Source organism: Agarivorans sp. QJM3NY_25 (genome assembly GCF_050870875.2).
Lineage (GTDB): Bacteria > Pseudomonadota > Gammaproteobacteria > Enterobacterales > Celerinatantimonadaceae > Agarivorans.
Window position 1 is genome coordinate 2,311,831 of the sequence record NZ_CP194041.2, and the last position, 23,317, is coordinate 2,335,147.

The 23,317-nt window shown below is 45.5% G+C and carries 19 protein-coding genes and 6 tRNA genes; 23 read left to right on the plus strand and 2 right to left on the minus strand.

Annotated features, from left to right (window positions below):
• Positions 1–11: 11 nt before the first annotated feature.
• From ACRRSW_RS10660 to ACRRSW_RS10745, 18 genes are all read left to right on the plus strand, one after another.
• Complete coding sequence (locus ACRRSW_RS10660) at positions 12–644, plus strand: TetR/AcrR family transcriptional regulator (RefSeq protein ID WP_432453241.1); 633 nt, start codon at positions 12–14, stop codon at positions 642–644.
• A gap of 224 nt (positions 645–868) precedes the next feature.
• The gene (gene ruvA, locus ACRRSW_RS10665) at positions 869–1,489 is read left to right on the plus strand and encodes a Holliday junction branch migration protein RuvA (protein WP_432453240.1); all 621 of its coding nucleotides are present in this window, start codon (positions 869–871) and stop codon (positions 1,487–1,489) included.
• A gap of 15 nt (positions 1,490–1,504) precedes the next feature.
• Positions 1,505–2,512 (plus strand): Holliday junction branch migration DNA helicase RuvB, encoded by a 1,008-nt coding sequence (gene ruvB, locus ACRRSW_RS10670; RefSeq protein WP_432453239.1) that lies wholly within the window; start codon positions 1,505–1,507, stop codon positions 2,510–2,512.
• 173 nt (positions 2,513–2,685) lie between these two features.
• Positions 2,686–3,084: a tol-pal system-associated acyl-CoA thioesterase gene (gene ybgC, locus ACRRSW_RS10675; RefSeq protein ID WP_432459335.1), complete on the plus strand. Its 399-nt coding sequence runs from the start codon at positions 2,686–2,688 to the stop codon at positions 3,082–3,084.
• Positions 3,074–3,757, plus strand: coding sequence for a protein TolQ (tolQ, locus tag ACRRSW_RS10680; RefSeq protein WP_432459336.1), 684 nt, complete (start codon positions 3,074–3,076; stop codon positions 3,755–3,757). Before ybgC ends, tolQ begins: the two co-directional genes overlap by 11 nt.
• An 8-nt stretch (positions 3,758–3,765) precedes the next feature.
• The gene (tolR, locus tag ACRRSW_RS10685; protein WP_432459337.1) at positions 3,766–4,203 is read left to right on the plus strand and encodes a protein TolR; all 438 of its coding nucleotides are present in this window, start codon (positions 3,766–3,768) and stop codon (positions 4,201–4,203) included.
• 13 nt (positions 4,204–4,216) lie between these two features.
• Positions 4,217–5,281 (plus strand): cell envelope integrity protein TolA, encoded by a 1,065-nt coding sequence (gene tolA, locus ACRRSW_RS10690; RefSeq protein WP_432453235.1) that lies wholly within the window; start codon positions 4,217–4,219, stop codon positions 5,279–5,281.
• On the plus strand, positions 5,281–6,630 hold the full coding sequence (gene tolB / locus ACRRSW_RS10695; RefSeq protein ID WP_432453234.1) for a Tol-Pal system beta propeller repeat protein TolB: 1,350 nt from the start codon (positions 5,281–5,283) through the stop codon (positions 6,628–6,630). Before tolA ends, tolB begins: the two co-directional genes overlap by 1 nt.
• Positions 6,631–6,660: 30 nt before the next feature.
• Complete coding sequence (gene pal, locus ACRRSW_RS10700; RefSeq protein ID WP_432459338.1) at positions 6,661–7,218, plus strand: peptidoglycan-associated lipoprotein Pal; 558 nt, start codon at positions 6,661–6,663, stop codon at positions 7,216–7,218.
• Positions 7,219–7,243: 25 nt separating this feature from the next.
• Positions 7,244–8,005, plus strand: a complete 762-nt coding sequence (ybgF, locus tag ACRRSW_RS10705) for a tol-pal system protein YbgF (RefSeq protein WP_432459339.1) — start codon at positions 7,244–7,246, stop codon at positions 8,003–8,005.
• Between the two features lie 197 nt (positions 8,006–8,202).
• A tRNA-Lys gene (locus ACRRSW_RS10710) sits at positions 8,203–8,278 on the plus strand.
• A 30-nt stretch (positions 8,279–8,308) separates the two neighbouring features.
• Positions 8,309–8,384, plus strand: a tRNA-Lys gene (locus tag ACRRSW_RS10715).
• A gap of 19 nt (positions 8,385–8,403) precedes the next feature.
• Positions 8,404–8,479: transfer RNA gene (locus ACRRSW_RS10720), tRNA-Lys, on the plus strand.
• Positions 8,480–8,496: 17 nt separating this feature from the next.
• A tRNA-Lys gene (locus ACRRSW_RS10725) sits at positions 8,497–8,572 on the plus strand.
• 35 nt (positions 8,573–8,607) lie between these two features.
• Positions 8,608–8,683, plus strand: a tRNA-Lys gene (locus ACRRSW_RS10730).
• Between the two features lie 23 nt (positions 8,684–8,706).
• Positions 8,707–8,782: transfer RNA gene (locus ACRRSW_RS10735), tRNA-Lys, on the plus strand.
• A gap of 117 nt (positions 8,783–8,899) precedes the next feature.
• A complete protein-coding gene (nadA, locus tag ACRRSW_RS10740) occupies positions 8,900–9,958 on the plus strand; it encodes a quinolinate synthase NadA (protein WP_432453231.1) in 1,059 nt (352 codons plus the stop codon).
• 436 nt (positions 9,959–10,394) lie between these two features.
• A complete protein-coding gene (locus tag ACRRSW_RS10745) occupies positions 10,395–11,444 on the plus strand; it encodes a GMP reductase (protein ID WP_432453230.1) in 1,050 nt (349 codons plus the stop codon).
• Between the two features lie 511 nt (positions 11,445–11,955).
• Here the strand turns inward: ACRRSW_RS10745 and ACRRSW_RS10750 are convergent.
• Entirely contained in the window at positions 11,956–12,987 is a 1,032-nt protein-coding gene (locus ACRRSW_RS10750; protein ID WP_432453229.1) for an aldo/keto reductase, read from the minus strand.
• 83 nt (positions 12,988–13,070) lie between these two features.
• Between ACRRSW_RS10750 and ACRRSW_RS10755 the strand changes: the two genes are divergently transcribed.
• Positions 13,071–13,994, plus strand: coding sequence for a LysR family transcriptional regulator (locus tag ACRRSW_RS10755; RefSeq protein WP_432453228.1), 924 nt, complete (start codon positions 13,071–13,073; stop codon positions 13,992–13,994).
• A gap of 533 nt (positions 13,995–14,527) precedes the next feature.
• Here ACRRSW_RS10755 and ACRRSW_RS10760 read toward each other — a convergent pair.
• On the minus strand, positions 14,528–15,796 hold the full coding sequence (locus ACRRSW_RS10760; RefSeq protein WP_432459340.1) for a hypothetical protein: 1,269 nt from the start codon (positions 15,794–15,796) through the stop codon (positions 14,528–14,530).
• A 280-nt stretch (positions 15,797–16,076) separates the two neighbouring features.
• Here ACRRSW_RS10760 and ACRRSW_RS10765 point away from each other — a divergent pair, with 280 nt between their 5' ends.
• Genes ACRRSW_RS10765 through ACRRSW_RS10780 form a run of 4 tightly spaced genes read left to right on the plus strand, consistent with a single transcriptional unit; the run spans position 16,077 to position 23,317 of the window.
• Complete coding sequence (locus ACRRSW_RS10765; RefSeq protein WP_432459341.1) at positions 16,077–19,154, plus strand: contractile injection system protein, VgrG/Pvc8 family; 3,078 nt, start codon at positions 16,077–16,079, stop codon at positions 19,152–19,154.
• A complete protein-coding gene (locus ACRRSW_RS10770) occupies positions 19,151–21,712 on the plus strand; it encodes a DUF2169 domain-containing protein (protein WP_432459342.1) in 2,562 nt (853 codons plus the stop codon). Before ACRRSW_RS10765 ends, ACRRSW_RS10770 begins: the two co-directional genes overlap by 4 nt.
• The gene (locus ACRRSW_RS10775; protein ID WP_432459343.1) at positions 21,699–22,763 is read left to right on the plus strand and encodes a pentapeptide repeat-containing protein; all 1,065 of its coding nucleotides are present in this window, start codon (positions 21,699–21,701) and stop codon (positions 22,761–22,763) included. Before ACRRSW_RS10770 ends, ACRRSW_RS10775 begins: the two co-directional genes overlap by 14 nt.
• Complete coding sequence (locus ACRRSW_RS10780; protein WP_432453223.1) at positions 22,760–23,317, plus strand: hypothetical protein; 558 nt, start codon at positions 22,760–22,762, stop codon at positions 23,315–23,317. The genes ACRRSW_RS10775 and ACRRSW_RS10780 overlap by 4 nt, the downstream gene beginning before the upstream one ends.

The window sequence follows — 23,317 nt, forward strand, 5'->3', positions numbered from 1 at the left end:
AGGAAAAAGTAATGAATTCAAAAAATAAAGTCGGTCGACCGAAAGGTGAGAGTCAAGCCCGGCAACGGTTATTAGAGGTGGCAACAGCGTTATTTATTGAGTTGGACTATGACCGAGTGTCGTTGAGGATGATTGGTAAGCAGGCGCAATTAGATCCTGCCTTAATTGCTTACTATTTCGGATCTAAGGCCGGTCTATTTGGCGAAATGCTAAGCTCGGTATCCAGTCCGGTGTTTGCTACTTTACAGCAGGTTACGGCGCAGCTAGGCAGCCGCAGCTTAAATGACTTAATGCGTATTTATTATCAAACGATGGCCGATAATCCTCATTTTCCGAAGCTAATCTTTCAGTTGGCAAGTATGCCCGGCAACCATGAAAGTCTCGAGCAATTGAATTTAATTTTGCAAAATCTTGGCCGTTTGTTGGGGAAGGGCCTATTTCAACGTTTAGCGGCAGAGGGCTCTTTCGCGGAAGGGGTTGATGCTGAATTAGCTCAGTTGAGCTTTATGAGTTTAATGGTCTTTCCGTTTTTGATCCCGGAGCGTTTATTGCAGGCCAATCACATTAGTCTGCCAAAAGATAAATTATTGAAACTGGCAGAACATAACATTGCTTTGTTGGCTCGTGGACTGTTTAAAAATTAATAGATACCTGAGTCGCTATCGTGGTTAAGTTCTGTGCTACTTTGATTTTAAGCCGCTATTTATGAATCGTTTTGCGCAAAATCCGCTTCGAATACGGAGAAAGACTGGATAAATATCCAGTCTTTGAGTTAAGCTAGCTTCAATTTATCAGCGTAGTGTGCCAGCTTTATGATTGACTTGCTCAGGTGAGTTAGCTGGTATTGTATTTAGACGGAGTCATCTTAGTGATAGCCACTATCAAAGGTATTTTAGAAGAAAAAGTACCCCCTTTTGTGTTAGTCGACGTAGCTGGCGTGGGTTACGAGATCCAGTTACCCATGAATTGCTTCTATCAATTGCCCGAATTGGGCGAGCCAGTGCGTTTACTGACCCATTTTATTGTTCGTGAAGATGCTCAGTTGCTTTATGGCTTTCATGATAAATCTTCGCGCGCCTTGTTTCGCGAGTTGATTAAGGTGAATGGAATAGGTCCAAAAGTGGCGCTGGCCATCTTGTCAGGACTCAGCTGTGAACAATTTGTCTATGCGGTAAAACATGAAGATTTATCCAGCTTGGTAAAAGTTCCTGGGATCGGCAAAAAGACGGCTGAACGGCTGTTGGTCGAGATGAAAGATCGTTTGAAAAACTGGCATGCAGAACCACCAGCTACGCCATTAAGCGATGGTATTACAGCCAATGGCGATCTACCGCTGAGTCCTGCTACCGATCCTAAAGAAGAAGCCGTTGCAGCCTTAGAATCGCTGGGTTATAAAGGCGTTCAAGCTGAAAAACTCGTGAAGCTAGTATGGCAGTCGGGTATGAGCAGTGAACAGTTGATCCGTGAAGCCCTTAAGGCTGCATTATAATTTAAGGTTCAAAAGATGATAGAAGCAGATCGTTTGGTAGCAGCCTTGCCCGTTGCAGAAGAAGAAACCGTCGATCGGGCTATTCGGCCAAAACGCTTAGGTGATTATACCGGCCAACAGGCGGTTGTAGAGCAATTGGAAATCTTTATTGAAGCCACGCGCCGCCGTGAAGATGCCTTGGATCATTTATTGATTTTTGGCCCGCCAGGTTTGGGCAAAACGACGCTTGCGAATATTGTGGCGAACGAACTTGAAGTGAACATTAAAACCACTTCCGGCCCAGTGCTTGAAAAAGCGGGAGACTTAGCGGCATTGTTAACTAATTTAGAACCTGGCGATGTGTTATTTATCGACGAGATTCATCGTTTAAGTGCAGTTGTTGAAGAGATCCTTTATCCGGCAATGGAAGATTATCAGTTGGATATTATGATTGGTGAGGGGCCAGCCGCGCGTTCTATCAAACTTGATTTGCCGCCGTTCACCTTAATTGGTGCAACCACTCGAGCGGGAATGTTAACCTCACCACTTAGAGATCGTTTTGGGATTGTGCAACGCTTAGAGTTTTATAAAACTGATGATTTGGCTGATATTGTGAAGCGCAGCGCTCATTATTTGAATTTAACCTTGGATGAAGCGGGTGCTTGGGAAGTGGCTCGTCGCTCACGTGGTACGCCGCGGATCGCGAATCGCCTGTTACGTCGGGTTCGAGATTTTGCCGATGTAAAATTTGATGGCAAAGTCACTCAAGAAATCGCAGCACAAGCTTTGGATTTGCTTAGTGTCGATAGTGCTGGCTTTGATTATATGGATACCAAATTGTTGCTTGCCATTACCGATACTTTTGGCGGTGGCCCTGTTGGCTTAGATAACTTAGCCGCAGCTATCGGTGAAGATAAAGAAACCATTGAAGATGTACTTGAACCTTTCTTAATTCAACAGGGTTATCTGCAACGTACTCCTCGCGGACGGATCGCCAGCGACCGTGCCTATTTGCACCTTGGTTTAGATTTACCTAAACGTTAGAAATGCTGTCGTTTATCGGCGACAGGCAAGTCAATAAAACGGCTTAATGTGTTCATTTTTAAGCCGTTGGCCGAAATTTGTATCGCAATTGTTCAAATTAAATGGTTTGAGTCTTAACCTTAAGCACTTGCCTGTGTATAGTATTTTCTAATTGAAATACTAAGGTAGGTGTAATGTCGGTTTTAAGGGTTCGAGTGTATTACGAAGATACTGATGCGGGTGGGGTTGTTTATCACGCAAATCATATTAAGTATTTCGAACGAGGTCGTACCGAATGGTTGCGAGAATTAGGTTACGAACAAGACCGTTTGATGGCGCAAGATCTATGTTTTGTGGTTCGAGCGCTGCAAATTGACTACAAACTACCAGCTCGTTTTAATCAAGTACTCACGGTTGAAACTCGTATTGAAAATATGAAACGAGCCAGCATGGTGTTTGAGCAAACGATTAAAAATGCTGACCAACAAGTTATTGCCCATGGAATGGTTACCGTTGCTTGCGTCACATTGTCGTCAATGAAGGCCACGGCCATTCCCGATCAATTAAAAGAGGATTTACTCGGTGCACTCTGATATGTCATTTATTGGCTTGTTTTGGCAGGCGAGCTTACTGGTTAAATTTGTCATGCTGCTGCTATTGAGCATGTCGATTTATTCTTGGGCGATGATTATTAATCGTAATAAAATCTTGAAGTCGGCAAAAACTGCCAGTGATAGTTTCGAAAAGAAATTTTGGTCTGGCATTGACCTCAATAAGCTCTATCAAGAAAGTAATGCTAGAGCCGAGCATCTGCAAGGTATGGAACAGATATTTCATTCTGGTTTTAGAGAGTATGTTCGTCTACATAAATCAGGAAATCGAAGTCCCGATGCGGTGATGGATGGTACTTATCGGAGCATGCGAGTCTCCTTGTCCCGCGAAGTCGAGGCTTTAGAGAATCAGTTGCCGATGTTGGCAACGATTGGTTCTATTAGCCCCTATATTGGCTTATTTGGTACGGTGTGGGGGATTATGAATGCTTTTATCGCTCTGGGAGAAGTTCAGCAAGCCAGTTTAAATATGGTTGCTCCCGGGATTGCCGAAGCACTGATTGCAACTGCGATGGGATTGTTTGCGGCGATCCCTGCTGTGATCGCTTTTAACCGTTTTTCTACGGGCGTTGGTAAGTTAGAACATAATTACGCCAACTTTATGGAAGAGTTTTCAAGTATTCTGCATCGCCAAACCCACAGTGGTACAAATTAGGAGGCGTCGTGAATTATTACCAACGCCCCAAGCGCCGCTTGGTTGCTGAAATCAACGTGGTACCTTATATCGATGTGATGTTGGTGCTATTGATTATTTTTATGGTGACAGCGCCTTTGATTACCCAAGGGGTCAAAGTTGATTTGCCACAAGCGAGTGCCGAGGCTTTGCCAGAAGATAGTAAACCGCCGCTAGTGGCGACGGTCACTGAAAGTGGGCAATATTACTTAGATACGGGGAATGACTCTCAATCATCTACTGAAGTTTTGTCGGGCGATGATCTGCAAGCCTTGGTGATGGCGCATTTACAGCTTGACCCTAAAATACCAGTAGTGGTTCGCGGGGATAAGAACGTTCGCTATGAGCAAGTCATCAATTTAATGGTATTGCTGCAAAATGCAGGTGTACCATCGGTTGGCCTTATGACCCAACCTGAAAACAACTAAATTAGGATTAGCATTGAAATCGCCATTTAGCCTGTCGGTTGTTATTTCCATTTTACTGCATGCTTTGTTGTTTATTGCGTTAGTGTGGTCAGTTGATTTTGAGCGCGTTAAGCTCGAAGCAACGCCCAGCGCTCCGATTATTAAGGCTACCGCGATTGATGCGAAACAGATAAGCCAGCAAGTTGAACGTTTAAAGCAACAGCAAAAGGCCGTAACAGACAAAGAGAAACAGCGAGTTGCTCAAGCAGAGAAACAAGCGGAATTGGCCCGTAAGAAACGTTTGTCCGAAGAAAAACGGATTAAGCAGTTGGAATTAGAAAAACGCCAGCATGAACAAGCCAAGAAAAAAGCTGATGAGCAGGCGCGTCGTGCTCAAGAAAAACAAAAGTTAGAACAACAGCGAGCCAAGCAAGCTGAAGCCGAACGGGTCAAACAGGAACAACAGCGCAAGTTGGCGGAGGCGGCAGCAGCCAAAGCGGAGGCGGAGCGGGTTCGTAAGGTTGAGCAACAGCAGAAAGCTGAAGCCGCAGCAGCAGCCGCAGAAGCAGAGCGGACTCGTAAGCTTGAGCAGCAACGGCAAGCCGAAATAGCAGCTCAAAAAGCTGAACAGGCAGCGCGCAAAGCTGAGTTGGCTCGTAAGCAAAAAGAGAAGGAAGCTAAATTGGCTGCAGAGAAAGCCGCGAAGGCCGAGGCTGAGCGTCAACGTAAAGCCGAAATCGCTCGTCAAGAAGCTGAATTTGAAAAGCAATTACAAACAGAGATGGCGGCCGAAACGAATGTACGACGTCAACGACAAGTATTAAGTGAAGTGGATAAATACAAAGCCATGATTATGTCGACAATTCAACGAAACTGGCTCACCGATCCAAGTATGTCTGGCAAGCAATGTCGTATTGACATTCACTTAGCCACCAATGGTTTTGTGACAAAAACCAGTGAAGGGCGTGGAGATAAAGCGGTGTGTGAGTCGGCTCGTCGAGCGATAAAAAAGGCAATGACTTTACCGGTTTCTAAAGACCCGGATGTTTTTGCCAAACTTAAAACCATTACTTTAACTTTAAAACCGGAACAGCTGTGATGATTAAAAAACTGTTAACGGGCGTTTGCCTATGGTTTGTCTTTTCAAATCTAGCTCAAGCTAACCTAGAAATTGTCATTACCGAAGGGGTCGACAGTGCCCGTCCGGTAGGCGTGGTCCCTTTTGTTTGGCAAGGACACGGCGAAGCACCTTTGAACTTAGCGAAGGTTGTTGCCGATGATTTACGCCGCAGCGGTAAGTTTAATCCTGTGGCGATTAGCCAGATGCCGCAAACTCCGCAATCAGTGGAACAGATTGACTATCAAGCGTGGGCAGCGCTTGGCGTAGAAGCGGTATTGACCGGTAAAATAGAAGCCTTGGCTGATGGCACTTATAAGGTTAATTATGCCTTAGTCGATGTACTGCGTGGGCAGGTGAGTGCCGGCAATAAGCAACAACTTAAAGACGGTCAATTAGTCACCAGCCAGGATCATGTGCTGCTCGATCGATATAAAAGCGTAGGGAAAGCTCAGTTACGACAGATGGCTCATTTAATTTCCGATGGTGTTTATAAATCTTTGACTGGTGAAAGAGGGGCATTTTTAACCCGAATTGCTTATGTAGTTGTGAATGCCGATGCTAACTATCCATATCAACTTCGTATTGCAGATTATGACGGTTATAACGAAAAGACTTTACTTCGCTCACAAGAGCCACTGATGTCTCCGGCGTGGTCTCCTGATGGTGAAAAGCTTGCTTATGTTAGTTTTGAAAATCGCAGTGCAGAAATCTATATTCAGGATATTTATACCTCGCAACGCACTAAGTTGAGTGCTTTTAGTGGCATTAATGGTGCGCCCGATTGGTCGCCAGATGGACGTCAAATTGCATTGGTATTATCCAAGGATGGCCAGCCAGATATCTATGTGATGGATGTCGCCACTAAGCAACTTAAACGGATTACTAAAAGTCGTCGGATTGATACCGAACCTAGCTGGTTACCATCTGGACATGAATTGCTGTTTTCTTCCGAGCGTGGTGGTAAACCGCAAATCTATCGGGCTAATTTGAATACAAATAAAATTAGTCGGGTGACCTGGGAAGGCGAAATGAACTTAGGTGGGGCGGTGACACCCGATGGCTCCGCGTTGGTAATGGTGAGCCGTGTAAATGGCCAATATCGCATTAGCCGACAAGATTTTGATACTGGTTATGTACAAGTATTAACCCGTACTCAATTAGATGAATCGCCAACCATTGCACCGAACGGCAGTATGATTATGTACAGTACCGTGGCCAATGGTCGCCAAGTATTGGCTTTGGTTTCTATGGATGGAAGATTTAAAGCGACGCTACCAGCAAAAGAGGGCAGTGTTCGCGCACCAGCTTGGTCGCCATTTTTAAACTAAATAACTAAATCTGATCATAAGGGATCCATAATGCAATTTGAAAAGTTAGCTAAAACTCTATTTTTAGGTGTGGTACTCACTGGCTTAGCCGCTTGTAGTTCTACCCGTAGTAGCGATAGTGATTTAAATGAACAAGGCAAGGCTGGCGGAGATTCCTCAATGGAAATCACTGGCACCGAAGCAGCTGGCGGCGTAGAAATGGGTTCAGTTGACCCAGTACTTAGTGCCGACGAGCAAGAGCGTCTCAAGGCTGCTGAGTTACGTCAGAGTCAAATCGTTTACTTTGAGTTTGACCGAACCGATATTCGAGAAGAGTTTGCCGAAATATTAGAAGCGCACGCTAGCTATCTGCGTGATAATCCTTCGGTAACGGTGTTAATTGAAGGCCATACCGATGAAAAAGGGACGCCTGAATATAATATTGCTTTGGGTGAGCGTCGTGGTAAAGCGGTCTCGAAGTATTTACAAAGCTTAGGTGTCTTAGCCTCGCAAATTTCTATTGTTAGTTATGGTGAAGAGAAAGCCGTTGATAATTCACACACCGAAGTAGCGATGGCTAAAAATCGCCGCGCGGTGTTAGTTTATTAATAAACTTACAAGTGTAGAGTGAGCTATGAAACTTAAAATGATTACGGCTACTACAGTGGCCGTTTTATTAGCAGCTAGTGTTAATGCCGCTGCGCCAGTCGAAGAGGCGGGTAATAGAACCGCTGTTTCTTTAAATTCTCCCAGTAGTCAACTAAGCCTTGAGCAAAGGGTCGAACGCCTGGAAAGGATGTTGCAGGCTAGAAATCAGGTCCAGTTAGAACTACAAAGTCAGGTCGATGAGCTGTCCAATAGCATGTCAACCATGGTTGGTCAGCTAGAACAGAGTAACTATCAGATTGAACAAATTACTGAACGTCAACGTGAACTCTACCAAGAGTTAGACCGTCGATTTGCTCAGTTGCAAACAGCCGTGCCTAAAGTTGCCGCCACAACTACTGCTGCCCCTGCAGCGGTTGGAGAAGATCAGGCTTACGACGCAGCCGTGGCGCTAGTGATGCAAGATAAAAACTATGATGCAGCGATTCCGGCCTTTCAAGCTTTTATCCAGGATTTCCCTAAGTCTGGCTATGCACCGAATGCACATTATTGGTTAGGCCAGCTACAATATACTCGTGGGCAACGGGAGCAAGCCGCCCAGCAATTCCTTAAAGTTGTTAACGATTATCCCAAATCTAATAAGGTTGCTGAGTCATTGTTAAAATTGGGTATCATTGCGCAGTTTCAAAAAAATAATGATGAAGCCAAAAAATTGTTTACTCGAGTGGTCCAAGAGCACCCTAATAGTAGTGCTGCGAGTTTAGCGAAGAATCGATTAGGCCAACTTTAGTACAGTTTTTGAATAATAAACTTTAGCAAATTCAAAATTCTGTACAAAGTTGAAGCTGGTTGCTTATTTGCTGAACGCTTAGAAAAAAAGATTCAAAATACTATTGCACAACAGTCTTAAATCCGTATCATAGGCCGCCGTTGAGTCGGGTCAATTGCTAACACAGCAGTGAGGCGGATTTAGCTGAAGTTCAAAGCGGGTTGTTAGCTCAGTTGGTAGAGCAGTTGACTTTTAATCAATTGGTCGAAGGTTCAAATCCTTCACAACCCACCACTTTGTAGCTTTAATGTAGTAGATGTATACGGGTTGTTAGCTCAGTTGGTAGAGCAGTTGACTTTTAATCAATTGGTCGAAGGTTCAAATCCTTCACAACCCACCATATCTATTACCACTTTAGTGGGTCGTTAGCTCAGTTGGTAGAGCAGTTGACTTTTAATCAATTGGTCGAAGGTTCAAATCCTTCACGACCCACCACTATTTTGAAACGTTACGGGTTGTTAGCTCAGTTGGTAGAGCAGTTGACTTTTAATCAATTGGTCGAAGGTTCAAATCCTTCACAACCCACCACGCTTTTCGTTTCCAAATAGGTGATTTACAGTTACGGGTTGTTAGCTCAGTTGGTAGAGCAGTTGACTTTTAATCAATTGGTCGAAGGTTCAAATCCTTCACAACCCACCATCACTGTAAATACCAAATATTATGGGTTGTTAGCTCAGTTGGTAGAGCAGTTGACTTTTAATCAATTGGTCGAAGGTTCAAATCCTTCACAACCCACCATCATTTTATCATTACAAATCATGACTCTATTACCTCATCTAATTCTTTAGTCCAATGACTGACATCTGCACTCTCTGCGGTGTATAATACTCTAATTATTTTATCTCAGATGTAGTTATGCAGCAGCCCGAATATTTTAACGAATCAATTTACCCCTTTCCGCCTAAACCCAAGCCTTTGAGTGAGCAACAGCGTTCGGCCCATAAGCAACGTATAAAGCAGTTGTTAGTTGAGCAAGATGCAGTATTAATCGCTCATTATTACACCGATCCTGAAATCCAAGCCCTGGCCGAAGAGACTGGTGGTTGCGTTGCTGATTCTTTAGAAATGGCACGATTCGGTAATCACCATCCAGCAAAAACCTTGCTAGTGGCGGGGGTGCGTTTTATGGGGGAAACCGCCAAGATCTTAACGCCAGAGAAAAAGGTCATCATGCCGACCTTAGAAGCCACTTGCTCTTTGGATTTAGGCTGCCCAGAAAAAGAATTCTCTGCGTTTTGTGACCAGCATCCAGAGCATACGGTTGTCGTTTATGCGAATACTTCCGCAGCTGTAAAAGCGCGGGCCGACTGGGTCGTTACTTCTAGCATTGCCGTGGATGTTGTGGAACATTTAGATGCCGAAGGGCATAAAATTATCTGGGCGCCTGATAAACATTTGGGGGGCTACGTTGCGAAGCAAACCGGTGCCGATATGTTACTTTGGCAAGGCGCTTGTATTGTTCATGAAGAGTTTAAGGCCAATGCCTTGTGGGCGCTTAAGCAGCAGTTTCCTGATGCGGCTATTTTGGTTCACCCTGAGTCGCCAGAAAACGTAGTTGCGATGGCTGATGCTGTGGGTTCGACCAGTCAGCTCATTGCGGCTGCTCAAACGCTGCCGAATAAAAAGTTAATTGTTGCTACCGACCGTGGCATCTTTTACAAGATGCAACAGGCTTGCCCAGATAAAGAGATGATTGAGGCGCCAACTGGCGGCAATGGGGCGACTTGTCGTTCTTGTGCGCATTGTCCCTGGATGGCTATGAATGGCTTGCAGGCCATCGAAGAGGCCTTAATAGACGCAAAGGGTAAAGAGGTATTTGTAGACAATGCCTTGATTGATAAAGCGTTGGTCCCATTAAACAGGATGCTCAACTTTGCTAAAGGTAACCAATTAAAGGTGAAAGGTAACGCTTAGTCTGCGTTGCTTTGCTTGAAAAAACCAGCTTTAGAGCTGGTTTTTTACTTTTAGTGCACTCGATTGAATTCAGTGGCTAGTTATGCCAATTTAACTTTATTCTTAAAAGCCTAAATCATCGTCAGTTGCATTATGTATCTTGTCACTAGAGCCATTAGTTAATGCGCTTCATGCCTCGTTATCGGCAGATTCATCTGCGCAATAAGTTGCTTATATAATGAATCAGATTGGTATTGTTCATGACTTAATATATGGAAGTTATTTGCAAAAATGATCTATTCTGCAGAGTTTCGACGAGTACTTTTTTTGCACTAATATTGGCAAAACTAATTCTCACAGCAATCCTATTTCGAAATCATATTATTAACGTTTTTGTTATCAATAATGGTTTGTTATACTTCGTGGGTTTTGTGCCTAATAACTAGCAGAGAAGTAAATGAGAGTTGAAACAGATATAAAGCTGGGATTTAAAGACGTCTTGATTAAACCTAAACGTTCAACCTTGAAGAGTCGCTCACAGGTTGTACTTGATCGGGAGTTTACCTTCAAAAACAGCAATAGTCAATGGCACGGTGTACCTGTTATTGCGGCGAATATGGATACGGTGGGAACTTTTGGCTTAGCAAAAGCGCTAGCGGAACATCGTATGATGACTGCGGTTCATAAACATTACAGCATTGAGCAGTGGTCACAGTTTTTAGCATCGATGGCACCAGAAAAAATTAAATATTTAATGGTTAGTTGCGGCACATCAGATGCTGAATTTGAAAAAACCAAGCAAATTTTAGCGCTGAATCAGAATTTACAATTTATTTGTGTTGATGTAGCCAACGGCTATTCTGAACATTTTGTCGCATTTGTACGTAAAATGCGTGACAGCTTTACTGACAAAGTCATCGTGGCTGGCAACGTAGTAACGGGTGAGATGGTTGAAGAACTGATCTTAAGTGGCGCAGACATTGTGAAAGTAGGGATTGGCCCCGGTAGCGTGTGTACCACTCGGGTGAAAACTGGTGTGGGTTACCCGCAATTATCGGCCATTATAGAATGTGCGGATGCTGCCCATGGCCTAGGCGGACAAATCGTTGCAGATGGTGGCTGTACTCAGGCAGGGGATGTCGCAAAAGCTTTTGGTGGCGGCGCTGATTTTGTGATGCTCGGCGGTATGCTGGCTGCGCATGCTGAAAACGGCGGCGAACTTGTAGAACAAAATGGTGAAAAATTCATGAAGTTCTACGGTATGAGCTCTCAAACTGCGATGGATAAACATGTTGGCGGTGTTGCAGAGTATCGTGCCTCTGAAGGCAAAACGGTATTACTCCCATATAAAGGCAGCGTGCAATTCACGATTCAAGATATTCTTGGTGGCGTTCGTTCGGCTTGTACCTATGTGGGTGCATCTGAACTGAAAGAACTCACCAAACGAACCACTTTTATCCGAGTTCAAGAGCAAGAGAATCAAGTGTTCGGTATTACTAAAGTGTAATCAATCGAAGGTTTTGTTGAAACAACCATACCTAGAAATGGTATTAAGAGCGTATCATGCTTTTGATAGCTAATGTGGTATGGTTGTTGTTCTATATCCAGTCCTTTTAATTTCAAACCGATGGCTTCTTTGGTTTTGCATCGCTTAAAGTTGACTTGGAACAGGCCAGTGAATTGGATTGGAGTTCGCTATATGTGTTCAGTTAGAACTTTCCGATAAGAGGCTCTAGCCTTCAATAAGTGCCTCAAATCCTCCCGCGATAATACTCTCCAAGTTATGTGAAGCAATGGCGAGCAGTGAAACTTATCTGGTTTAAGGTATTTGCTAGGAGCAACGAGTCATAATGTATCTACACCATTGTTAAAAATAAAGTTGGGTAATTTGGCCTTCAATAGTGTCATTGAAAGCTATGTTAAAATGATCGCTTGATAGCGATCATATCGAGCGACGAGTTATTTAAAAACACCTTCTACCTTGAGCTACGTGAGACGACTATAGAAGGTGTTTTTATTCAGCAGGCTGGCGGATTTCGTTCAGTAAACTGGCCATTCCAATAGGGGTAATAAGGGTAGGGGATTGCGGTCTGGCTGATTTGGTCTAGGCGTTTGACTTGATCCTCGGTTAGACGCCAGCCGAGTGCTTGTATGTTGTCTGTTAGTTGCGATGCATTGCGAGCCCCGATCAGTACCGATGACACACTGGGGCGATAAAGCACCCAATTTAAAGCAATTTGAGGAATGGTTTTTCCTGTTTCCTCGGCGATGTCTTCCATGACATCAATCACCTTATATAAATGTTCGTCGCTAACGGGTGGTGCAAACTGAGCGGTTTCATGTAAGCGACTTTGCGCTGGGATCGGCTTGTTACGGCTGATTTTCCCAGTTAATCGGCCCCACCCTAGGGGACTCCAAACGATAGCCCCAAGTCCTTGATCAAGTCCTAAGGGCATCAACTCCCACTCATAATCACGGCCTAAAAGTGAATAATAGCTTTGATTGGCGACAAAACGACTATAACCGTAACGGTCGGCTATAGCTTGAGATTTCATCACCTGCCAACCAGAAAAGTTAGACACACCAATATAACGAATTTTACCTGATTTCACTAAGTGGTCGAGTGTTGCCATGACATTTTCCATGGGGGTCATAGCATCGAAGTGATGCAGCTGAAAAATGTCGATGTAGTCGGTATCTAAACGTTTTAACGCGTTGTCTATGGATTCGATTAGGCGATGTCGAGAGGCTCCAATGTCATTGGTTCCTTCTCCCATTCTTAAGGTCGATTTTGTAGATACGATAACTTTATCTCTTCGTCCTTTCATGGCGAGACCAAGCAGGCGTTCTGATTCGCCATCGGAGTAAACATCTGCAGTATCAAACAGATTGATCCCGTGGTCTAGTGCGATATCCATCATATGCTTAGCTTCCTTTTCTTGGCTGTTTCCCCAAGCACTAAATAACGGACCTTTGCCACCAAAAGTACCAGCACCAAATCCTAAGGCTGATACTTTAAAGCCGGATTTTCCTAAAAATCGATATTCCATTTTATTTCCTAATTACGATTGAATGGTTTTAGAGTACCCGCTTGCTTTTGTCAAAAAAACAGCAACAATAGAGAAACACTTTCATGATATTGTTGATAATAGCGATGAGTAATTTGGCGGATATATCCCTTTTTCTTCGAGTTCTCGATCTTAAGTCGATCAGTGCGGCTGCCCGCAGTCTTGATATATCACCAGCCCTCGCCAGTAAACGCTTACAGGTGTTAGAACAACAGCTGGGGGTTCGTTTGTTGCATCGAACGACAAGAACCGTTAGCGCCACCGTTGAGGGGAGAGAGCTGGCATTAAGAGGTCGGCATTTGGTTGAGGAATTAGCAACTTTAACCAGTGATCTTAAAAAAGTATCGCAGGAGGTATCGGGAACCCTTCGTATCACCGCGGGTGTTTCGTTTGGTCGTTTGTTTATTTCGCCTTTGTTACCTCAGTTTCTAAAGCAGCATCCCGCTTTAAAAGTACAACTTAATCTGAGTGATGAGCGAGTGAACTTAGTCGACTCGGGGTTCGATCTGGCGATTCGAATCTCAAGTGCTCTAGAAGACTCAAGTTTGCTCGCCAAAAAACTTAATACCAATAAACGAATCTTATGCGCTTCTGCTGATTATTTAGCTAATTTCGGCCAACCCAATAGCCCTGCGGATTTGGCTCAGCATAATTGTTTAATTTTATCGGGAGAATATGGCCGTGAACACATATGGCAACTGATGAATAAACAAGGTCTGGAAGAAAAAATAAAAGTACAAGGGACCTTAGAAAGTAACCTCGGTGAAGCGTTGTATCAGGCAGCTTTATCGGGTCTGGGTATTTCTCTGCATTCAGACTGGCATATTAAAAATGACTTAGAAGCAGGTCGTTTGTGCCATGTATTACCTGATTACTATAAGCAAACTTCCATTTACGCTGTGATGCCACAACGCCAGTTTGTGCCGTTGCGGGTGCGAGCGTTTATCCAATTTATTGAACAGCAGTTAGCTGCTCCCATTGAGAAATAAAAAGTCATTTGTTTGTGTCTGTCTTGGGAGCTCTAAAATAGCTACAGCGCTGACGATGTCTTTGAATAAGATAGAGCATTTACTCATGCAGAAGTAATCATATGCCGCTAGCGAGTCGACTTTATATAATCTTTGGTTATGATGTTGTTTAGAGGAAAACAGAACGCGTGAACAAGCGGAATACGCATCAGCGTACAGAGTTTTCGGCTTCGGGTAAACTGTCTTAAAGGCTCTCTTTGCATACAAAGACAAACGTCACTTATTGCAGTTTTTTAACCTATGTTTTGTCATTCAATCAATGTAGAAATTAAACAGCCATCTCAAGTACACTTCAATTTGCCCACTATCCCATTCGTGACAAGTCTCCAAAGTAGGTTTTTCCAGTTTTACTCGCTAGGATTACCAAAGCAATGCAGCTTGAATATAAGCTGAATATCGCCCTAATTGGGTAGCCGGAGAGGTTTAGGTCCCTCTACAATCTGTATATGCGCTGCCACACTAGGTGTTTCCTGAGCTAGCAAGTGCTTATCATCTCAGTCGGTAAAGGTGAATTTGGGCGATTTGATCTTCCGCACTGGACTAAGCGGAATATTTTGTTGAGCTTTAGCTTGATTCTGGGTATCCATTTGCCCAAGGCTGCTCAGATCCAATCGGGTGGTTTGAGAGCTGGGATGCTGATTAAACGTAATGTTGGGTTGCTGTGAGATGCTTTGCTGATGAAGCAAGTCCATTGCTTTGCCAACATCCCCTTGCGCAGAACTTAACAAGTGTTTATGAGTTGCTGGAACCAGGCTGTCGCGACCAGCAATCAGCAAGTTTTTGGCAATATGCATTTTATCGGTTTCCCGAACGACTTGTTGCCGTTGTGCGAGCTTGTCAAAGTTTTGCGAGTGAGAGTCTGTAATATCTCCAATATCCGAGAAAACTGAAAAGCGAGCTTGTGGCATGTTTTGCATTTGTAGTTTGCTTGTTTGCAGCTCTTCTGCCGGAGATTGAAATAGCTGAACAGTTGCTAACTTTCCGATAATTGCCAGATCAGATGGTTTACGCTTTGGATCGGTGAGTGTTTGCATCACAATTTTTCCCCTTCGCGTGTCGCGGGTGCCATGCTCCTTAGTTTTTGCACCTTTGGTTCCTTTCACTTGTAGAGATTTCAAGCCTGGTGTATGCGCCGAAAGTGGCTCCGAGTTATCGGTATGATCACCATACATTAAAAGCGTAGGGGAATTGGTTTTCCACACTAATGCGCCTTGATGACTGCGTTGGTTAAAGGCCATTTCCGCTTCAGAGTCAGTCATTTGTGAACGTTTATCGCGTTGGATCTGAGTTCTGATATTTTCGTCGGCACTGACTCCCCAGTCTTCCATATTTCCAGTATTGGCTTTGATCCGAATATCGGTGCTTCTCGGGGATTGCCTCGCAATATAGCTCGGCAGTTGTTTGCTTAATTGCGCCTGTCGGGATTGACTCATTTGCCAAAGACCCATTTGCTTGACACTTTGTTGCTGATTGAAAACACTGAAATCGAAAGGCTTGTGTTGCGATGAAGAAGTGTCGTGGCTCGATGATTGGGGAGCAAACAGATGAGGAAAACCAAAGGGGGATGGGTTTGTGACGAATGGCTGCTTGAGTTTTCGCTGGATCCTTTTATTTCGGGGGAGTTGTGAGGAAAGCTTGCGCAACTGAGATGAGGACCACATCGGGATTGCTTTACCTGAGGCGCTCTTAAATCTTTTTGCTGGTAATTCATAATCATCGAGGCCTGCTTGCGAGGCTGTGCGCTTTCTTCCTTGGTTATACATCGGGTATTACTCATTAGTGTATAGAGCTCTTATGATTAGCAACATTCAGGCCATCACGAATCACTATTTGTGAAGTGCTAACGGAGCACAGTGAATTAGGGAGAAAAGCCAATAGCTTGACGAAGGGAGAGAGCTTAACCTATTTCGCCGTGGGTATAATTTTACCCACTATAAGGTTTACAAAATGAAAAATTTATCAATAACAGATAGATATAAGTTGGCACTGTAACTGCTAATAGCTTGAATAGAAGATTTTCTATGCTACGGAGTTAAGGGTTATATGGCGCTAACTGATGTCGCGATAGCAAGCGAGCGACGCCTAACACGGGCTTTGCAACTCAGAGTGGATGGGATCAGCTCGCTTAATGCGATGACCGATGATTTCTTGCGCTTGTCGTCGCTGCAGGGGCAGGAGGGGATTTCACAGGCCTATCAGTTTAATTTGGAGTTGAGGGCAAATGATGTAGAACAGTTAAACCGACAGCAAGTGGAGCAGTTAGCCAGCTTTAATGCTGCCGCTGTGGTCGGTTTATGGGGAAGTGTCCGGATTGCTTGTGCTTGGCATCAAGACCGTTTTGCCCTCCACCCAGTAGATGACGCTGCCGATTGGGAAGGCAGCACGCCGTCACGCTATTTTCAGGGGATTGTAACTAGCATGACGCTGATGGCCCCTGGTTGTTACCAACTGGCGCTGGGTTCACCTTTACATTTTCTTAATTTACGTAATCGCTATCACATTTATCACAGCATGGATGTTGTTGCTTTGTTTAGTTGTTTACTAGAGCGGGAAACTGCGTCGGGACGCTTAAAGCTTGAATTTCGTTTTGATGAAAGCCTAACCGTGAGTCGGGTGCAAGATTGGTTGCAAGCCGGTGAAACGGATATGGCATTTTTACAGCGCATCGCTGGTCACGTCGCGGTGCATTATTACTTTATACATCACTCAAATGAACTTAGCTTAGTGTTCTCTAATCGGCCGACGGCGCTACGAGAAGTAGATATCCCCAACTGTGAGCAGCAGCCTCTAGCCTTGCGTTACAGTTATTCTAGTGCGGAAAAACTGGGTCTACAGCAAGACGATTTGTTTTGTGACATGAGTTATCAAGTTAAACTGGTGCCTCAGTCAGTGGATGCAATCCTCACCCGCGAAGAGGCGCAGTGGGAGCAAAATGATGTAGCGGGCTTTACCAGTTACAACGGCGACCCAGAACAGCAAGATAACCCACAGTATTTAAGGCATCGTCGCTACGCCTATGGCACGGATCGTAGTGAGGCAGAAGGCCAGTTAAAGAAATTAAAGCAGGAGTTGGCAAGCGATCAAGAAACCTTGTCGGGTAGCTCGACTTCACCCTTATTGAGCCCGGGATATACCTTTCAATTGTCGCAACCGACAGCTGCCAGTAGCAACGAGATGCGTTTAATGCGTCAGTCTTTTAGCGGCAAAACCTTCGTGGTCACCAGTATTCAGCACAAAGCGAGCGATCAACAGCCCTATAAAGGTACACTGCAGGCCAGTGAAGTCAATCCGCAAACCGACAGTAGTCAAGGCACGCTACTCAGTCCTTTTTCGATGGAAAGTACGCAACAGGGAAGTGTGCTGGCCAGGGTGTTAGAAACTGCGGTACCAAGGGGGTGGCGTTACCGGGAAAAAAGTAATTTTCAGGTGGAGCAGGCACAAAATTCTTTTGCCGGGGACGATGAAAAAGAAAAAGGCTGTTTGGTTCAGTTTGCCACCGCGCGTGATAGTTCCGAACAGTTTTGGGTAAGGTTGAGTTCGCATAGTTCATCGGCACCCGAAGTGGGGGCGATGGTGATGGTTTCGCGCGCTAATAACGATAGCGAATTACCCGAGCTTAGCGTTGTCGCATCACACGGTTCAAAGACCGTGCAACCTCCCGATCGGCGTAATCAATCTTGGACGGCCAATACCAATTGGGGTTCCAGTTACTCTTGTAGTTATGGCGATGGCATTAGCCTGCGTTATGGTTATAGCTCGGTGGTTGATTTTGAGCGTGAAAAAGCAATTGTCGAAAGTGCCTATGATAACGCCGATATGCATGGCAACAACTATGATAATGTCAGTTTTTCGCGTGGTGGTGGATATAACCTCTCATTGAGTAATCAAAATGCCGATGGGGTGAGCAATGCCAGTGTCTCCGCTGGTAGTAGTTATAATGAAAATCATGCCAAAGTAAGTTATGGCTACAGTGATACTGGTAGCACGCAAAATTACTCTCAGGTGGGTAAAAGCGTTAGTCGTTCAGTAGTCGGCAGATACGATGGCCAAGTTGATTTAAGTCAGCCGAGCTTCATCAATGGCAGGGTGCCTGAGCAGTCGATTATCGATATCGCCAATACCTTAGCCGAAGGCGATAGCTACAATGAGCACCATGCCAAAGGACGTAGCATATCGCTGAGTGGGCAGGGGATTGCCCCGCCAAGCTTTGGTGGCTCTAGTGCAGTGGTTTACTCCGACAGCATTGTCTGTGGTAATACCGAAAGTAAATCGCAGCACATGGGTAACGCCAGTAATAGTAATCAGCATATTGGTAATAGTAATTCCACCAGCCTTACGCTGGGCAATAGTGACTCCAGTCATACGACGCTGGGGAATAATAGCTCCATATCGGCTCAAATCGGCGATACCTTTGCTATGAACTCCTTTATGGGCAATCGTACCGACATCTCAACAACGCTGGCAACGGTCACCAATATGTCAACCTTCTTAGGTTTGACCTCGCATATCGATACTTATATGGGCTTGAAGAACAATATCTCTACCCAGCTTGCGGCAACGAGTAACATTAATACTAGTATGTCGGCCGTTAGTAATATTGAAACCAGTATTGGAGCTAGCAATACCATCAGTACCAACCTTAGTGCCAGCAATGAGCTCAGTACTAAAATTGCGGCGAGTAATGCCATGGCGACCCATATTGGCGCATCGAATAGCGTCACCACGAACATCAGCGCTAGCAATAATGTGTCAACGACTCTGGGAGTGGCCAATCATACCGAAACCTACTTAGGACTTAAAAACTCAACGTCTACATTTATCGGCGCGACTATGGATAGCAGCGTAAAACTCGGTAGCAGCATTTCGTCATCGGTGGCTTTGGCCAGTGATATCAGTTCGTCTACTTTTATGGGGGCGAAAATTGAAGATTCGAGTTTCTTTGGCATGAAAGCCGAATTCTCAACTTTTATGGGGATCAATATCACCAGTAAAACGGTTGCTTCGGTGGATATTGAAATGAAAAGTGCACCCTTAGCGCTCAAGCCTCTGAAAGCCTCGGTTGAGATTGAAATCGACTCGGGTCCACAAATCAACATGCTGGTCATGCAGATTAATCTATGACGATGCAGCTGATTAAACCTCGATGTTTAGGCCTGATATCGCGGCCTTATCGCTTTGATGAATGGGGCTTAGCCATTGGCGCCTTAAGTTTTTTTTCGCTAGAGAAAACACCCCGCTTGCTGCTTGAAAGTGAGCAATGGCCGCTCATGACCAAAGCGTTGGGGCAAACTCAGGTGCTGGATATGGGATTCGCCAAACCGAAGGGGGAAGTATTGGTCGCGGGCGCGGCATACCCGACCGAAGGTCAGGCTGCCGAGCGTTGTCGGGTTGCGCTGCAGGTGGGGCCTGTAGACAAGAGTCTTGTTGTCGTCGGTGATCGCTACCTCAGGCATCGCTGGTTAACGAAACTCAGCCAGCCGCAGCCTTTTCGTCACATGCCGTTGAGCTATGAGCGGGCCTATGGCGGGCCTAACATGCCCAATAACCCTATTGGTCGCGGTGCCGGTTGTAAAAATCAAGGTACTAAGCTGCAGCCTTTGGCTAACTTTTACTATCCTTCCGATAATCAGCGCTTAGGATATCAACCCAAGCATCCTGCAGGCCTTGGGCCACTGGATATTGGCTGGCCGCAGCGTAGCCGATATCAGGGAACTTATGACGAAAAATGGCTCGCGGAACGCCACCCCGGATTTCCGCAAGACGCTGATCCAAAGTTGTTTTTAGCCGCAGCCGAAGATCAACATTTTAATGCTTTCATTAAGCCTCAAACGACCTTTAAGCTTAGCGGATTGCATCCTGAAATAAGTACCATTGCAGGTATTTTACCCAATATTCGGATTCGTATGTTGGTTCAGCAGCAGTTGGATGGTGCGCTTTATTACCGGGAAGTCGAAAACTATATTGATACCCTATGGTTGTTTCCTGACGCGTTGTTGGGGGTGGCGATACATCGTGGGGTTGTGCCAATTCAGGATGTCGATGGTTTGGACATCAAACAACTACTGTTAGCCTGCGAAGGTGTGGATGACCCCCCTCGCTCGCTGGCCCATTACCAACAGCAACTGGCAGTGCGCAGTGACCCGACATCGGCCACTAATAGTCTGTTGAACGAAGCGCCACTGTTGCCCGAGAAGACGCCGCAGCAATTGGCCCGCCGCAAAACTCTCATCACCAATGCTCAAAATGCGCTGCAAGAACGCAAGCGAGCTAAACTCTCCGCCTTAAAGGCCGGCCAGCCAGAGTTGGGTTTAGCCAGTCCTGAAGACGACTCGGAGCTTGACTCGCTGGCAGCGATCCCCTCTGAACTGATGAGCGAATTCGATTACGATCTATCACCTGTCATGGCAAAGGTAAATAGCTTGTGCGCGAAGCTCAAAGCGAGCAATACCGCTGCGAGCCCTGTGCAAGCAAGCAAGCCACCCGGGCAAAGCAATCAGCAGTTGCGAGCGCGACTCATGCGGATTGCTGGTGAACGGGATGCAACAGCAAGCGGCTTATCCCCGCAGGCACAGGCGGAGCAACTACAAGCGGCGTCAAGCCTGCAAATGCGTCAACTTAGTCCGACCGTGACCGTCGATTATCTCCCCCTGCCAGAGCAACAATCTTCGCTACTTCGAATATGGCTGCAAGAGCTACTTGCTGCAGGCGAAAGCTTGTCAGGGCGAGACTTGGCTGGCGCCAATTTAAGTGGCTTAGATTTTAGCGGGCAAAATTGCCGCAATGTAATGCTGGAGGGGGCAGATCTTAGTGATTGTAATTTCTCGTCCTGTGATCTGAGTGGTGCAGTGCTCACCGGAGCCTGTATTCGTGCCAGTAACTTTAGCAAGGCCAAGCTGCATGCTAGTAATTTGTCTGCAACCACTGGTGATGGGCCTTGTTTCGATGGTGCTGAACTCATTAAAACCCAGTTGCTGGAAGCGCAGCTCAGCAATGCCAGCTTCATTCAGGCTTCGCTTAAGCAAGTCAATGCGACCAAGGCCAAACTAAAAGCCGCCAACTTTAGCGGGGCTGAGCTCATAGACAGCCAGTTGCTGCAAACCGAATTAGTCGGCAGTGTCTGGCAGCATTGCCAGGCTAGCGCCCTCGTTATGTATGGGGCCGATTGCTGTGACAGCAACTGGCAGCATGCTCAGGTAAAGCGTTGCGTCATGGTCAACATGCGGCTGAGTTTTAGTCGTTGGCAAGGGAGCCGTTGTGAACTGCTACAGTTCGGCCCTGGGGGGGAGTGGCAAGGGGTTAACCTGAGTCGCGCAAGCTGGAAAATATGTGGTTTGAGAGCGCTCAGTTTAAAAGATTGCACAGCAAGTTCGGCGGTGTTTGTCGAATGTGATTTTAGTTCGGTGCAGTGGGTCGATTCAGACTTAAGCCAAAGTACCTTCTATCGTTGTTTGATGGGCGATGCCCTGTTTCATTCATTGGATTGGCGAGCCAGCCTACTGCACCAAACCAAGCTACGTAAAGTTAAGGCTAGTCAGGTCGACTGGCGAGGCGCCACTATGCATGAAGTCGATACTGACCATGGTGCTTTTGATCTGTGCCGTGTTCATGGGCTCAAACAAAGCCCGAAACCGAAAAAACTAATTCCTGATCAAGAGGTTAATACTAATGCAGCCCAATGATTTACAAGAATACGCAGCAACAGGCAAACCGGTGATGAATGCCGAATTTTGTGGTCAGAGCTGGCAACAAATTTCGATAGAGGGGCTAACGTTTATTGAATGTAAATTTAACCAGATGAACTTACAGGCATGCCAATTGACACGCTGTGTGTTTATCCGCTGTGATTTTTCCCAAAGCAGTTTAGTTCAGCTTCATTGGCAACAAAGTAATCTGTTGCAGTGTCAGGTTAAAGATACGCACTGGCAAGGGCAGTGTCATGGGGCCACTTTTGCGGAATGTAACTTCACTGGCGCCGTGTTGAATAACTTGGAGATTGAGGCCAGTACTTTTAGCGACTGTCAGCTCGATAAAGTCGCTGTCATGCGTTGCAGTTTTAAAACGACCGCTTTAAACCAGTTATCTCTGGATGGCGCATTGCTCGATAGTTGTCAGTTAAACAACGTGGCGTGGCTGAAGGCTGATTTAAGCGATGCCAAGCTCATCAACTGCCAGTTTAATCATGTTTTGCTGCTGGAATGTGATCTGAGCGCTCAGGACTTAAGCCAAGGACAATTACAAAATTGCACCTGCTCAGAGAGTCGATTTATTGGGACACAGTTTAAAGACGCCCAGCTTCAGGGGAGTAACTTTTCGAAATGTTTGATTGAAGAGGCTTGCTTTGAAGGGGCGCAATTGCAACGTAGTTTATTCATCGAAGCGACGATTAAAAGCTGTTCATTTAACCAAGCCCACATGCAGGGCGTAAATTTCCAGCAAGCGACGCTTGATGCTTGCTTATTCAATCGATGCCAGTTGAATGAGTCTTGGTTTAAACATGCGGTGATCAGCGATAGCGATTTTTCTGCGAGTGAGCTAAGCAATGCCAATTTTTCCCATGCAGTGCTTAAATCCTGCAATTTTCAGGACGTGACTCTACAGCGTACCAACATTCACGCGATGCAGGACAAAGATTGTAAATGGCCCAAATTTACTGAGGGGACTGTGCTGCAAACCGATGTCGAACTAAATCAGATCGAACAAAAACTAAATCAACTGGGGATCATTCTATGAAGCCATATGTTGCTTATCAACAATTGAGAGTCGAGCTACCACAAACCACAGCAAAGCCTGAACAAGCCGCTTATATAGTGGCTCATGTGACCGCCGTGATTCACGATGAAGCGGGGCGGGCGGTAAAATATCAGCTTGATCATGATGTTGAAGTGGTGTTGGCAATGAGTTCATTAATTCAGCCGGTTCGTGGTGATTTAGTTGCTTATCTTAAGACCGAGGCTGGTTGTTTTCTGCTGCATATCCTGCAACGTAATTGCGAGCAGGTGACGCAAATAAATAGCGTCCATCCGATACAACTGCACGCGCCCAAAATTGTTCTTTCGGCAGAGCAGGAGCTTGAATTGCTTTCACTGAATCGCTTTTCTCTCACCGGTCAACATGGGCTTATTTCGGTGAGCGGAACCTTGGTGAGCTGTGCTGATTTCATGGTGAAACAGGTGAATCAGTTGATGGTCACAGCCAAAGGTTTACTGCGCCTGTCTGGCAGGCAGCAGGTGATTACCGCCGAAGAAGATGTACGTATCGACGGCAAACGGATCAATATGGGGTGA